Annotated in this window: 12 protein-coding genes and 3 tRNA genes; 7 read left to right on the plus strand and 8 right to left on the minus strand. The window is 56.7% G+C overall.

Translation table 11 applies throughout. The features are described 5' to 3' along the window. Window positions 1-37: 37 nt before the first annotated feature. Complete coding sequence (gene argA / locus DVA43_RS23055) at window positions 38-1,369, minus strand: amino-acid N-acetyltransferase (protein WP_103180956.1); 1,332 nt, start codon at window positions 1,367-1,369, stop codon at window positions 38-40. A gap of 229 nt (window positions 1,370-1,598) precedes the next feature. On the opposite strand from argA, the gene amiC reads away from it, so the two are divergent. After that, the gene (amiC, locus tag DVA43_RS23060) at window positions 1,599-2,852 is read left to right on the plus strand and encodes an N-acetylmuramoyl-L-alanine amidase AmiC (RefSeq protein ID WP_103180955.1); all 1,254 of its coding nucleotides are present in this window, start codon (window positions 1,599-1,601) and stop codon (window positions 2,850-2,852) included. Between the two features lie 103 nt (window positions 2,853-2,955). Here amiC and DVA43_RS23065 read toward each other — a convergent pair. The 3 genes from DVA43_RS23065 to DVA43_RS23075 all read right to left on the minus strand — a co-directional run bounded on the left by DVA43_RS23065 (window position 2,956) and on the right by DVA43_RS23075 (window position 3,382). After that, window positions 2,956-3,032, minus strand: a tRNA-Met gene (locus DVA43_RS23065). Window positions 3,033-3,185: 153 nt separating this feature from the next. Continuing rightward, window positions 3,186-3,262, minus strand: a tRNA-Met gene (locus tag DVA43_RS23070). Between the two features lie 43 nt (window positions 3,263-3,305). Continuing rightward, window positions 3,306-3,382: transfer RNA gene (locus tag DVA43_RS23075), tRNA-Met, on the minus strand. A 207-nt stretch (window positions 3,383-3,589) separates the two neighbouring features. On the opposite strand from DVA43_RS23075, the gene mltA reads away from it, so the two are divergent. Together mltA and tcdA are read left to right on the plus strand one after the other, a co-directional pair. Then, window positions 3,590-4,687 (plus strand): murein transglycosylase A, encoded by a 1,098-nt coding sequence (gene mltA / locus DVA43_RS23080; RefSeq protein WP_103822729.1) that lies wholly within the window; start codon window positions 3,590-3,592, stop codon window positions 4,685-4,687. A 70-nt stretch (window positions 4,688-4,757) separates the two neighbouring features. Next, window positions 4,758-5,564, plus strand: coding sequence for a tRNA cyclic N6-threonylcarbamoyladenosine(37) synthase TcdA (gene tcdA / locus DVA43_RS23085; protein WP_103822728.1), 807 nt, complete (start codon window positions 4,758-4,760; stop codon window positions 5,562-5,564). Here the strand turns inward: tcdA and csdE are convergent. Together csdE and csdA are read right to left on the minus strand one after the other, a co-directional pair. Continuing rightward, complete coding sequence (gene csdE / locus DVA43_RS23090) at window positions 5,555-5,995, minus strand: cysteine desulfurase sulfur acceptor subunit CsdE (protein ID WP_114316888.1); 441 nt, start codon at window positions 5,993-5,995, stop codon at window positions 5,555-5,557. The genes tcdA and csdE overlap by 10 nt on opposite strands. Next, window positions 5,995-7,200, minus strand: coding sequence for a cysteine desulfurase CsdA (gene csdA / locus DVA43_RS23095; RefSeq protein ID WP_114316889.1), 1,206 nt, complete (start codon window positions 7,198-7,200; stop codon window positions 5,995-5,997). The genes csdE and csdA overlap by 1 nt, the downstream gene beginning before the upstream one ends. 192 nt (window positions 7,201-7,392) lie before the next feature. Here csdA and DVA43_RS23100 point away from each other — a divergent pair, with 192 nt between their 5' ends. The 4 genes from DVA43_RS23100 to rlmM all read left to right on the plus strand — a co-directional run bounded on the left by DVA43_RS23100 (window position 7,393) and on the right by rlmM (window position 10,418). Then, the gene (locus tag DVA43_RS23100) at window positions 7,393-7,620 is read left to right on the plus strand and encodes a YgdI/YgdR family lipoprotein (protein WP_032613722.1); all 228 of its coding nucleotides are present in this window, start codon (window positions 7,393-7,395) and stop codon (window positions 7,618-7,620) included. A gap of 349 nt (window positions 7,621-7,969) precedes the next feature. Then, window positions 7,970-8,884: a glycine cleavage system transcriptional regulator GcvA gene (gene gcvA / locus DVA43_RS23105; protein ID WP_103180950.1), complete on the plus strand. Its 915-nt coding sequence runs from the start codon at window positions 7,970-7,972 to the stop codon at window positions 8,882-8,884. 45 nt (window positions 8,885-8,929) lie between these two features. Next, on the plus strand, window positions 8,930-9,325 hold the full coding sequence (locus tag DVA43_RS23110; RefSeq protein ID WP_039029918.1) for a DUF423 domain-containing protein: 396 nt from the start codon (window positions 8,930-8,932) through the stop codon (window positions 9,323-9,325). Beyond that, window positions 9,318-10,418: a 23S rRNA (cytidine(2498)-2'-O)-methyltransferase RlmM gene (gene rlmM, locus DVA43_RS23115; protein WP_114316890.1), complete on the plus strand. Its 1,101-nt coding sequence runs from the start codon at window positions 9,318-9,320 to the stop codon at window positions 10,416-10,418. Before DVA43_RS23110 ends, rlmM begins: the two co-directional genes overlap by 8 nt. 91 nt (window positions 10,419-10,509) lie before the next feature. On the opposite strand, the gene xni is transcribed toward rlmM, so the two are convergent. Next, window positions 10,510-11,268, minus strand: coding sequence for a flap endonuclease Xni (gene xni / locus DVA43_RS23120; RefSeq protein WP_114316891.1), 759 nt, complete (start codon window positions 11,266-11,268; stop codon window positions 10,510-10,512). Between the two features lie 112 nt (window positions 11,269-11,380). Continuing rightward, a complete protein-coding gene (locus DVA43_RS23125; protein ID WP_114316892.1) occupies window positions 11,381-12,748 on the minus strand; it encodes an L-serine ammonia-lyase in 1,368 nt (455 codons plus the stop codon). Window positions 12,749-12,788: the final 40 nt, after the last annotated feature.

Here is a 12,788-nt window from a genome sequence, read left to right on the forward strand (position 1 = left end):
GCCGGGCAGCGCTTGCCCGGCCTGTGGGTGATGACCGTTATCCCAGGTCCGCCATCAGCACTTTTGAACGGCGCTGATAGTTGTACATCTCTTTCTTGGTTTCCGGCAGGGAATCAATGTCCACCGGCGTGAAACCCCGCTCCTGGAACCAGTGAATGCTACGGGTCGTCAGCACAAACAGCTTGCTCAGCCCCATCTGCCGCGCCTGGAGGGCGATCCGCTCCAGCAACACTTCGCCGCGCGATGAGCTGCGGTAATCCGGATGCACCGCCACGCAGGCCATTTCACCGATCTTCTCTTCCGGGAAGGGGTAGAGCGCCGCACAGGCGATGGTGAGGTTATCGCGCTGAATAATGGTGAACTTGTCGATCTCCATCTCCAGCTGTTCGCGGGAGCGGCGCACCAGGATCCCCTGCTGCTCCAGCGGGCGGATGAGTTCCAGAATGCCGCCGATGTCGTTGATGGTGGCGCGACGGATCTGCTCGGCGCTCTCCATCACAATCTGCGTCCCTATACCGTCGCGGGAGAAGAGCTCCTGCAGCAGGGCGCCATCTTCCTGATAGCTGATCAGGTGGCTGCGACGCACGCCGCTGCGGCAGGCTTTGATTGCGCCCCGCAGAAAACGCACGGTACCGGAGTAGTAGTCCCCCTGCGCCTCAAGGGCATCGACGCGCGCCTGAGCCTCGTTAGGGAACAGCTCAGAGACAATATTCCCGAGCTCGTTCATCACCCCCTGCGAGGAGCAGAAGCCGATCATTTTTTCTGCTTTCAGCTTGATCGCCAGCTGGGTGGCAATCTCTTCGGAGGTGAGATTGAAGCTTTCGCCCGTGACAGAGACGGCAACCGGGCCGGTCAGCACAATCGCGCCGCCGTCGAGCTGACGGTGGATCGCCTCTTCATCAATACGACGAATACGTCCGCTGTGGCAGTAATCCACGCCATCATCCACGCCGAGCGGCTGGGCGATAATAAAATTACCGCTGACCACGTTAATATGCGCCCCCTGCAGCGGGGTGTTGTTAAGGCTCATCGACAGACGCGCGGTGATGTCCAGCTGCAGCAGACCGGCGGCTTGCTTAACCAGCTCCAGCGTTTTAGCGTCGGTGACGCGGGTATGTTTGTGGTAGATCGGCTCGTGATGATGCGCGGCCAGATTCGCCTCGATCTGCGGGCGAGCGCCATACACGACGACCAGGCGAATACCCAGGCTATGCAGCAGGCCGATGTCATTGACAATGCTGGAGAAATTCTCATGCTCAATGGCTTCGCCACCCAGCATGACGACAAACGTCTTTCCCCGGTGGGCGTTGATATAGGGAACAGAATGGCGGAATCCCTGGACCAGTTCGATTCTACGTTCCTTCACCACGGCACAACCCCTCAATGAATGTTTATTCGTAATTTTTGTATTTTTATTCGAATATCGCGCTGTGCGCAAGCCAAACTTTTCTGCGAAGCAAAGAAAAGATTCAGTTAAGTTATCGTTAACGCATGATTGTTTACCCTTTTAGGGATGACAGGTTATGCATCATTCGTTAAAGTTTTCGGTCAATTTGGACGTTATGAAAAGTTATTCGATATCTTTGCTCGGGAGAAGCATGTCGGGATCCAGTAAAGCATTAAGTCGCCGTCGCCTGTTACAAGGGGCTGGGGCAATGTGGTTGCTTAGCGTTAGTCAGGTCGGGTTTGCCGCCGTCAGTCAGGTTGTTGCGGTGCGCGTCTGGCCGTCTTCGACCTATACGCGCGTGACGGTCGAGTCAAACCGGGTGCTGAACTATAAGCAATTCGCGTTGAGCAACCCGGAGCGGGTGGTGGTGGATATCGAAGGCGTAAATCTTAACTCGGTGCTGAAAGGAATGAGCGCCCAGATCCGCGGCGACGATCCCTTTATCAAGTCCGCGCGGGTAGGGCAGTTTGATCCGAAAACCGTGCGCATGGTGTTTGAGCTCAAGCAGAACGTCAAACCGCAGCTTTTTGCTCTCGCGCCGGTGGCCGGTTTTAAAGAGCGTCTGGTTATGGACCTCTATCCTGCCAACGCGACCGATATTCAGGATCCGCTGCTGGCCCTGCTGGAGGATTACAACAAAGGCGATCTGGAAAAACAGGTACCGCCTGCGCAAAGCGGCCCGCAGCCCGGCAAAGCGGGACGCGATCGCCCGATTGTGATCATGCTTGATCCGGGGCACGGCGGCGAGGACTCCGGCGCGGTAGGCAAATACCGGACCCGGGAAAAAGATGTGGTGCTGCAAATCGCCCGTCGCCTGAAGGCGATGATCGACAGAGAAGGCAACATGCGCGCCTACATGACGCGCAACGAAGATGTCTTTATTCCGTTAAAAGTGCGTGTGGCGAAAGCACAAAAGCAGCGTGCGGATCTCTTCATCTCTATCCATGCGGACGCCTTTACCAGCCGTCAGCCCAGCGGGTCATCAGTGTTTGCCCTCTCCACCAAAGGGGCGACCAGTACCGCAGCACGCTATCTTGCCGATACCCAGAACGCCTCCGACCTTATCGGTGGGGTAGGGCGGAGCGGCGATCGCTACGTCGACCACACCATGTTCGATATGGTCCAGTCGCTGACCATCACCGACAGCCTGAAGTTTGGTAAAGCGGTGCTGGGCAGGCTTGGGCATGTGAACAAACTGCATAAGAACAGCGTCGAGCAGGCCGGATTTGCGGTGTTAAAAGCGCCGGACATTCCGTCGATTCTGGTGGAAACCGCGTTTATCAGTAACGTGGAAGAGGAGCGCAAACTTAAAACGGCTAAGTTCCAGCAGGAAGTGGCGGAGTCGATACTGGCGGGGATTAAGGCCTATTTCTCTGACGGGGCGACGCTGGCGAGACGCGGATAAGATCAACACTGCCCGGAGGCGCTGCGCTTGCGCGGGCCTACGGGTGGGCTGACGACAAAAACAAAAAAACACCCGGAAGGGTGTTTATTGTTTTTAGAAGTGTTGGTTGCGGGGGCCGGATTTGAACCGACGACCTTCGGGTTATGAGCCCGACGAGCTACCAGGCTGCTCCACCCCGCGTCCGTCTTTATACTTCGCATTTCAAACCACATGTGCGTTGGCTTTCCTCGTTCACCTCAGTCACTTACTGGAGTAAGCTCCTAAGGATTCACTGCGTCGCCGCCTTCCTGTGATTCGAACTGCTTTGTATAAACTTACTTCTTTAAATTTGATTGGTTGCGGGGGCCGGATTTGAACCGACGACCTTCGGGTTATGAGCCCGACGAGCTACCAGGCTGCTCCACCCCGCGTCCGTCTTTCTGCTTTGCAGAAGATACTTCATCAAATTTTAATTGGTTGCGGGGGCCGGATTTGAACCGACGACCTTCGGGTTATGAGCCCGACGAGCTACCAGGCTGCTCCACCCCGCGTCCGTGGATGCGCACTATACTCTGCTGACTTTTTGATGCAACCCTTTTTCGTAAAAATCACCAAATTAGACGTTGATTTGTCCGCTCTGTCGTCGATTTGAATATTTTTTGCGCAAAATTTGCCTAAGGGAAGGCAATCGCATTTCAATACCTTTGCCGGTTTGTTATCTTCGTTGCGCAGAATGGGGCAACTTGAAGATGGGATATATGAAAGGACGTTGGGCGAAGTATCTGATGACAGGCGCACTGGTAGCAATTCTCGCCGCCTGTTCCTCCAAACCGACCGATCGCGGTCAGCAATATAAAGACGGGAAACTGACCCAGCCTTTCTCTTTAGTAAACCAGCCGGACGCGGTGGGCGCGCCCATTAATGGCGGGGATTTCGCCGAGCAGGTGAGCCAGATCCGCACCGCATCGCCGCGGCTGTATAGCTCGCAGAACGCCGTTTATAACGCCGTGCAGGACTGGTTACGCGCCGGGGGCGATACCCGCACCATGCGCCAGTTCGGCATTGATGCCTGGCAGATGGAGGGCACCGATAACTACGGTAACGTCCAGTTTACCGGCTACTACACCCCGGTGGTACAGGCTCGCCATACCGCGCAGGGTGAGTTCAAATACCCTATCTACCGCATGCCGCCAAAACGTGGCCGCCTGCCGTCCCGCGCCGAAATCTACTCGGGCGCGCTGAGCGACAACTATGTCCTCGCTTACAGCAACTCGCTGATGGATAACTTCATCATGGATGTGCAGGGCAGCGGCTATATCGATTTTGGCGACGGCAGCCCGCTTAACTTCTTCAGCTATGCGGGTAAAAACGGCCATGCCTACCGCAGTATCGGTAAAGTGCTGATCGATCGCGGAGAAGTGAAACGCGAAGATATGTCGATGCAGGCGATCCGCGAGTGGGGCGAGAAGCACAGCGAATATGAAGTGCGTGAGCTGCTTGAGCAGAACCCGTCGTTTGTCTTCTTTAAACCACAAAACTTTGCCCCGGTGAAAGGTGCCAGCGCGGTGCCGCTGATTGGCCGCGCATCGGTCGCTTCTGACAAGACAGTGATCCCGCCGGGCACCACGCTGCTGGCCGAAGTCCCGCTGTTGAATAACGAAGGCAAATTCAGCGGCCAGTACGAGCTGCGCCTGATGGTGGCGCTGGACGTGGGTGGCGCGATTAAAGGCCAGCACTTTGATATCTATCAGGGCATTGGTGCCGATGCCGGCCACCGCGCGGGCTGGTATAACCACTACGGCCGCGTGTGGGTGCTGAAAACCGCCGCAAGTACGGGCAACGTCTTTAGCGGCTGAGTGTGGTAATATTGACGCTATGTTTTCCGGGGTGAGGGGTAACTCTCACCCTTTTTACATCTGAGGTCTTATGTCTGTGGTAATGAGCGAAGCCTGGCGCCAGCGTTTTGGTGGCACCGCACGTTTATATGGTGAAAAAGCCCTGCAACTGTTTGCTGATGCGCACATCTGCGTGGTCGGCATTGGCGGCGTCGGCTCATGGGCAGCGGAAGCGCTGGCACGAACCGGGATCGGCGCCATTACGCTTATCGACATGGACGATGTCTGCGTCACTAACACTAACCGGCAGATCCACGCCCTGCGCGACAGCGTCGGGCTGGCGAAGTCAGAGGTGATGGCGGATCGCATTCGTCAGATCAACCCGGAGTGTCGCGTCACCGTCATCGATGATTTTGTGACCGCCGATAATGTGGCGCAGTATATGGGAGCTGGCTACAGCTATGTGATCGACGCCATCGACAGTGTGCGCCCGAAAGCGGCGCTGATCGCCTGGTGTCGCCGTAATAAAGTGCCGCTGGTGACCACCGGCGGCGCGGGCGGGCAGATCGACCCAACGCAGATCCAGGTGACGGACCTGGCGAAAACCATTCAGGATCCGCTGGCGGCCAAGCTGCGCGAGCGTCTGAAAAGCGATTTTGGCGTGGTGAAAAACAGCAAAGGCAAGCTGGGCATCGACTGCGTCTTTTCAACGGAAGCGCTGGTCTATCCGCAGGCAGACGGTTCAGTCTGCGCCATGAAAAGCACTGCGGAAGGGCCAAAACGGATGGACTGTGCCTCCGGGTTTGGCGCGGCCACGATGGTGACCGCGAGCTTTGGTTTTATCGCCGTCTCTCATGCCCTGAAAAAGATGATGGCGAAGGCGGAACGTCAGGCCTGACGTGCCGCTTCCAGTACCGCGTCACTGAGCGCAGTCAGTCCCTGGCTGCGCGAGGCGCTAAGCTGGCCGCGTAGCCCCAGCGCATCAAACAGCGCCAGCGGATTCTCCTCCAGGATCTGCGCGGCGCTTTTCCCCTCAATGGCGGTCAGCAGCACGGCCAGCAAGCCGCGAACAATCCGCCCTTCGCTGTCGCCATAAAAATGCAGCTTATCCCCAATTTGTGTAACCCCAAGCCAGACGCGGTTCTCACAGCCGGGGATCTCTTTGGCCTGCGCTTTGAGTTCATCAGACAGCGCAGGGAGCTGCTTGCCCAGCAGGATCAGCTGGCGATATTTGTCTTCCCACTGGGTCAGCGGGGCAAAGGTCTGTTTTAACGTCTCTTCAGTGATGACGGTGCCGAACGGATGTCCGGCCAGGGTTGGGCTTGTCATTAATCCACCAGTAAAGCAAGAGCGCGATCGACGGCGGCAACCAGCGCGTCGACATCGCTTTGGGTGTTATAGGGAGCAAACGAGGCGCGCAACGTGCCGTTGACGCCCAGCGCCGCCAGCAGCGGCTGGGCGCAATGCTGGCCGGCGCGCAGGGCAATGCCATACTCCGCCAGCAGCGTCACCATGTCGCTGTGATGAACCCCGGCAAAATCGAATGCCAGCAGGCTCGAATCCTGTACCCGGAAGGAGCGAAAACCGGGACGTTGTTTCAGCGCCTCTTCCGCCAGCGTTGCCAGCCCGCGGCTCCAGCTCTCTGCCTGTTGCAGATCGATATCCGCCAGCCACTCCAGCGCCGCGCTCAGGCCAATGACGCCTGCGACGTTTGGCGTCCCGGCTTCCAGACGATAAGGCACCTGCTGAGTTTTAAAGCCGTCGAAAGTCACCTCGGTGATCATCTTGCCGCCGCCGAGCCAGGGGGACATCTCCTCCAGCAGCGCCGCTTTGCCGTACAGCGCGCCAATCCCGGTAGGGCCGTACAGCTTATGTGCAGAGAAGGCATAGAAATCGATATCCAGCGCCTGCACGTCCGCCGGGAAGTGGACCACGCCCTGGGCGCCATCCACCATCACCACCATCCCGCTCTCATGGGCGAGGCGAATGGCGCGGGCCAGATCCGGGCAGCCGCCGGTGACGTTGGACATCTGCCCCAGCGCGAGAATGCGGCTACGCGGGGTGATCAACTCGGGCAGGCGAGCCACATCCGCCAGGCAGTCTGTGCCAATCGGCAGCTTAACCACCTTCGCGCCGGTCTGTTCGGCCACCATCAGCCACGGCACGAGGTTAGCGTGGTGCTCCGCCTCGCTGACGATAATCTCATCACCCGGCTGCAGGCGCGGGCGGGCATAACATTGCGCCACCATGTTGATGGCTTCGGTGGTGCCCCGCGTCCAGACAATATTTTTGCCGCTTTCAGCGTTAAGCAGGCGGGCAACCTGATCCCGCGCCGCTTCATAGCGCGCGGTTAAGCGCTGGGCTTCGGCAAACTGGCTGCGATGCACATTGCCGGCGCTCAGGCTGTAAAACTGGTTGGTGGCCTCGATCACTGCCTGAGGCTTAAGGGCTGTCGCAGCGCTATCAAGATAGACACCGGCATCGGCCAGGGCCGGAAACTGCGCGCGAAAATGGGCAGGGCTGAATGCGTTCATGGAATTCCTCTTCGTGATGATGAGATCGTCGCGCAAATTCAGCAGCAGGGCAAGAAGGTTGATCTCTATCGGAATTGTCTGTTTATCCTGGCGCAGCAGACGAAGCAGGTTATGCTGAAATAGAGTCAGGAGAATGTCTTAGCCTGTTAATAAACACGCTTGAAATAGCATTAATTGCTGAAGGAGAAGAAAATGAAAAAGACTATCGCAATCGCCTCTGCCTGTATGCTTACCTTTGCCCTGAGCGCCTGTTCTGGCAACAACTATGTTATGCACACTAACGATGGCCGCTCCATCGTCTCAGAGGGTAAGCCGCAGACTGATAATGATACCGGCATGATCTCGTATAAGGACGCGAACGGGAATAAACAGCAGATCAACCGCAGTGATGTGAAAGAGATGGTTGAACTGGACCACTAACGGAATTGCAGACAAAAAAAAGCACCGCAATTGGGCGGTGCTACATTAATCACTATGGACAGACAGGGTAAATGTACAGGAAGTGAAAAGGTGGTAGTTTTCCTACCGTGGTCTGAATCGCAGACCAATTGCAAACACAACAACACAACATCACAACCGTAAGCCAAAAGCCCATCAGAACACGCATTCCAAAAAAAGCTTTTCGTTCCGGCTCAGGAAGTGCCGCCACTATAGGTATTTGCTGGTAGTTCCTCAACGGACAATTTATAATGGCTCAGATAAAAAAAACTAATAGGTTAAACGTTGTTTCCTGTTTGTTAAAAGCCGTTAACATCTAAGCCAGATAACCATGTCCAAGCGATTACCACCACTTAATGCATTACGTGTATTTGATGCTGCTGCGCGCCATCTGAGCTTCACGCGCGCGGCCGATGAGCTTTTTGTGACTCAGGCCGCAGTCAGTCATCAAATCAAGTCTCTTGAGGATTTTCTGGGCCTCAAGCTGTTCCGCCGCCGCAACCGTTCCCTGCTTCTGACGGAAGAGGGGCAGAGCTATTTTCAGGATATCAAAGAGATATTTTCCCAGCTCACCGAGGCCACCCGTAAGCTGCAGGCGCGCAGTGCCAAAGGGGCACTGACGGTCAGTTTATTGCCAAGTTTTGCCATTCAATGGCTGGTGCCGAGACTCTCAAGCTTTAACTCAGCTTATCCGGGAATCGACGTTCGAATCCAGGCGGTCGACCGTCAGGAAGAGAAGCTGGCAGACGATGTCGACGTAGCGATTTTTTATGGCCGGGGCAACTGGCCAGGGCTGCGTGTTGAAAAATTGTACGCGGAATATTTGCTGCCGGTCTGCTCGCCACTACTCTTAACGGGCGAAAAAGCGTTAAAAACGCCGGACAATCTGGCGCAACACACGCTTTTGCATGATGCTTCTCGCCGCGACTGGCAAACTTATACCCGCCAGCTCGGTCTTAACCATATCAATGTGCAGCAGGGACCCATCTTTAGCCACAGTGCGATGGTGTTACAGGCTGCCATCCACGGACAGGGCGTGGCGTTGGCTAACAACGTGATGGCGCAGTCTGAAATTGAGGCTGGCCGCCTGGTCTGCCCCTTTAATGATGTTTTGGTCAGTAAGAACGCATTTTATCTGGTTTGTCATGACAGTCAGGCAGAACTGGGTAAAATAGCCGCGTTTCGCCAGTGGATCCTGGCAAAGGCGGCCAACGAGCAAGAAAAATTCCGCTTTCGGTACGAGTAACACTTTCTTTTGCGTGCAGGGCGCGCATAACTTCAGGACAGAAACATGACCAGCCGTTTTATGCTGATTTTTGCCGCGGTGAGTGGCTTCATTTTTGTTGCGCTGGGCGCCTTTGGCGCACATGTATTACGCAAATCCCTGGGTGTGGTGGAGATGGGCTGGATCCATACCGGTCTGGAATATCAGGCGTTTCATACCCTGGCAATCTTCGGACTGGCCGTGGCGATGCAGCGTCGCATCAGCATCTGGTTTTACTGGAGCAGCGTATTTATGGCGCTGGGCACCGTGTTGTTCAGCGGTAGCCTCTATTGCCTTGCGCTGTCGCATTTACGTCTATGGGCGTTTGTTACCCCGGTGGGCGGCGTCAGCTTCCTGGTCGGGTGGGTTTTAATGTTAATCGGTTCGTTCCGTCTGAAACGCAAGGGCGTTGTTCATGAATAAAGTTGTCTTATATTGTCGCCCGGGCTTTGAAAAAGAGTGTGCCGCGGAAATTACTGATAAAGCCGCGAAGCGTGAGGTCTTTGGTTTCGCTCGCGTGAAAAAGAATGCGGGCTACGTTGTTTTCGAATGCTATCAACCCGAAGATGCCGATAAACTGGTTCGCGAGCTGCCGTTCAGCTCGCTGATTTTTGCCCGTCAGATGTTTGTGGCCGGCGAGCTGCTGCAGGATCTGCCGCCAGAGGATCGTATTACCCCTATTGCTGGTATGCTGCAGGGCGTCGTGGAGAAGGGCGGTGAGCTGCGCGTTGAGGTGGCCGATACTAACGAAAGCAAAGAGCTGATGAAGTTCTGCCGCAAATTCACCGTGCCGCTGCGCGCCGCACTGCGTGACAGCGGCGTGCTCACCAACTATGAGACGCCAAAGCGTCCGGTGGTGCATGTCTTCTTTATCGCTCCGGGCTGTTGCTACGCCGGGTATTCCTATACCACCAACAATTCGCCGTTTTACATGGGGATCCCGCGTCTTAAGTTCCCGTCCGACGCGCCGAGCCGTTCCACCCTCAAGCTGGAAGAGGCGTTCCATATCTTTATTCCGGCCGACGAGTGGGATGAGCGTCTGGCAAACGGGATGTATGCGGTGGATCTGGGTGCCTGTCCGGGTGGCTGGACCTATCAGCTGGTGAAACGCAACATGTGGGTCTACTCCATTGATAACGGCCCGATTGCGCAAAGCCTGATGGACACAGGCCAGGTGACCTGGCTGCGCGAGGATGGTTTCCGCTACCGTCCGAACCGCAATAACATCTCGTGGCTGGTGTGCGATATGGTAGAAAAACCGGCCAAGGTGGCTGCGCTGATGGCAACCTGGCTGGTCAACGGCTGGTGTCGCGAGGCGATTTTCAATCTCAAGCTGCCGATGAAAAAGCGCTACGAAGAGGTTTCCCAGAACCTGGCATACATCCAGACCCAGCTTGATGAGCATGGCATCAATGCGGAGATCCAGGCGCGTCAGCTGTACCACGACCGCGAAGAGGTTACCGTGCATGTGCGCCGCTGGTGGGCTGCCGTGGGTGGTCGTCGCGACGAGAGATAATCTGTACAACGCCCGGTGGCGCTGCGCTTACCGGGCCTACAACACCCCTCGTCCCGTAGGCCCGGTAAGCGCAGCGCCACCGGGCATGACGTCACACTCGCTCTAACCTGAGCTGCTGCAAATTCCCGTCTAGCTGTAAATCCGTCTGCAACCGCGCGACGTCCCGGCAGATAAAGGCCATCTCTTTGTGCGCCTCCAGCTTTTTGCGCCACTTCTCCGGCACCTCATCCAGACGGGCGTAAATCCCTTCCAGATCCTGAAAATCAGCCAGCAGTTGGGCGGCACTTTTCGGGCCAATGCCCGCTACGCCCGGCACCCTTGAGCTGCTGATCCCCGCCAGTCCCCAGTAATCCGGCAGCTGCGGGGGGGATACGCCAAACTCACTGGCGATAAAGGGCGCATCGAGCCAGCGTTTCTGGAAATAGTCGCGAATGCGAATGGTGGGGGAAAGCAGCTGACAATAGCCTTTGTCCGTCGAGACAATGGTAGCCTGATGGCCTGCACTGGCCACTTTGACCGCCAGAGTCGCCGCGAGATCGTCGGCTTCGTTGCCCTGGGCGCCCCAGCAGGGGACTCCGCGCTGCTCAAAGGCGGCGCGGATGGCGGGCATTTCGGCGTGCAGATCGTCCGGCATCGGCGCGCGGCCGGCTTTGTAATCAGGCAGGCGCTGGTGACGCCAGCCGCTGTTGCGGGCTTCATCATCAAAAACGGCAACCGCATGGCTGGGCTGGCTGTGACGAATAAGCTGCTCCATAGCATGCAGGCAGGTATCCTTGCAGGGAGTGCCCTGTACCGCATGAATGCGGCGGATAAGATTCAGCGCGTCGACAATAAGCAAATGAACGGCCACAGATAATCCCTCTTATATCCAGTGGATTAAGGGTAACACCGTCGGCGGCATGAAACTACGAGAGGCGGGAAGAACGGGAAGGAGCCTCGCAAAACAAGGCTCCTTTTCAGGCTTAGTCGCAGGTAACAATCTTCATCGCCAGGCCACCGCGGGAGGTTTCGCGGTATTTGGCGTTCATATCTTTCCCGGTTTCATACATTGTCTCGATCACTTTATCGAGGCAGACGCGCGGCTCGCTGGTGCGGCGCAGCGCCATACGTGCGGCGTTCACCGCCTTCACGGAGGCAATGGCGTTACGCTCGATACAGGGCACCTGCACCTGGCCGGCCACCGGATCGCAGGTCAGACCGAGGTTATGTTCCATGCCAATTTCTGCCGCAATGCAGACCTGCGCCGGACTGCCGCCCAGCAGCTCAGCCAGACCCGCCGCCGCCATGGAGCAAGCCACGCCTACTTCGCCCTGACAGCCCACTTCGGCGCCAGAGATCGAGGCGTTCATCTTATACAGCGAGCCAATGGCGCTGGTCACCAGCAGATAGCGGGCCAGTGAGTTAGCGTTTACTTCGCGGATAAACTTGTCGTAATAAGCCAACACCGCAGGAACGATACCGCAGGCACCGTTCGTTGGGGCCGTTACCACGCGGCCACCCGCGGCGTTCTCTTCGTTCACCGCCAGCGCGAACATATTGATCCAGTCCACGACCGCCATCGGATCGCTGGTGGTTTTATCGCTGCTCACCAGCATCCGACGCAGGGCCGCTGCACGGCGCGGAACACGCAGTTTACCCGGCAGCACGCCCTCGGTAGTGATGCCGCGCTCAATACCGCCGCGCATCACTTCCCAGACGTTAGCAAAGTGCTGTTCCAGTTCCTCTTTGCTGTGGAGCGCCAGCTCATTTTGCATCATCAGGCCGGAGAGAGAGAGGCCACTCTCATGGCAATGACGCTGAAGGTCGGCAGCCGTTTTATACGGATACGGCACCGCGACAGGCGCGCTCTCTGGCTGCCCAAAATGGTCTTCGTCGACGATAAAACCGCCGCCGATAGAGTAATAGGTTTGGCTGTAAATCGCCTTGTCGCCTGCCAGCGCGGTGATGCGCATACCATTTTCGTGCAGCGACAGGTTGTCGGCGTGGAAATTCATGCAGCGATCAACCGGAAATTCAACTTCATGCTCACCGTTGGCCAGCAGCAGTCGGCCATGGGTGTTAACGTCCTGGATAAAGCCCGGGATGGCGTCAATATCAACACTATCCGGCAGGTTGCCCGCCAGGCCCATAATGATGGCGATATCGGTATGGTGACCTTTGCCGGTCAGCGACAGGGAGCCATAGACATCTACAACTACGCGGGTGGTGTCGTGCAGCATTCCGCGCGCAATAAGATCGTCCGTGAACTGTTTACCTGCTTTCATTGGCCCGACGGTGTGCGAGCTGGAAGGACCAATACCAATTTTAAAAATATCGAAAACGCTAATCATGATGCGTCCGTTGCTTTACGTCAGAGGAGTAGATTGCGCC

This window comes from Leclercia sp. W6 (genome assembly GCF_003336345.1).
In the GTDB taxonomy this organism is placed as follows: Bacteria; Pseudomonadota; Gammaproteobacteria; order Enterobacterales; family Enterobacteriaceae; genus Enterobacter.

Coding starts and splice junctions, on each gene's coding strand:
- amiC (WP_103180955.1), top strand. CDS start 1,599: ATGTCGGGATCCAGTAAAGCATTAAGTCGCCGTCGCCTGTTACAAGGG.
- mltA (WP_103822729.1), top strand. CDS start 3,590: ATGAAAGGACGTTGGGCGAAGTATCTGATGACAGGCGCACTGGTAGCA.
- tcdA (WP_103822728.1), top strand. CDS start 4,758: ATGTCTGTGGTAATGAGCGAAGCCTGGCGCCAGCGTTTTGGTGGCACC.
- csdE (WP_114316888.1), bottom strand. CDS start 5,995: ATGACAAGCCCAACCCTGGCCGGACATCCGTTCGGCACCGTCATCACT.
- csdA (WP_114316889.1), bottom strand. CDS start 7,200: ATGAACGCATTCAGCCCTGCCCATTTTCGCGCGCAGTTTCCGGCCCTG.
- DVA43_RS23100 (WP_032613722.1), top strand. CDS start 7,393: ATGAAAAAGACTATCGCAATCGCCTCTGCCTGTATGCTTACCTTTGCC.
- gcvA (WP_103180950.1), top strand. CDS start 7,970: ATGTCCAAGCGATTACCACCACTTAATGCATTACGTGTATTTGATGCT.
- DVA43_RS23110 (WP_039029918.1), top strand. CDS start 8,930: ATGACCAGCCGTTTTATGCTGATTTTTGCCGCGGTGAGTGGCTTCATT.
- rlmM (WP_114316890.1), top strand. CDS start 9,318: ATGAATAAAGTTGTCTTATATTGTCGCCCGGGCTTTGAAAAAGAGTGT.
- DVA43_RS23125 (WP_114316892.1), bottom strand. CDS start 12,748: ATGATTAGCGTTTTCGATATTTTTAAAATTGGTATTGGTCCTTCCAGC.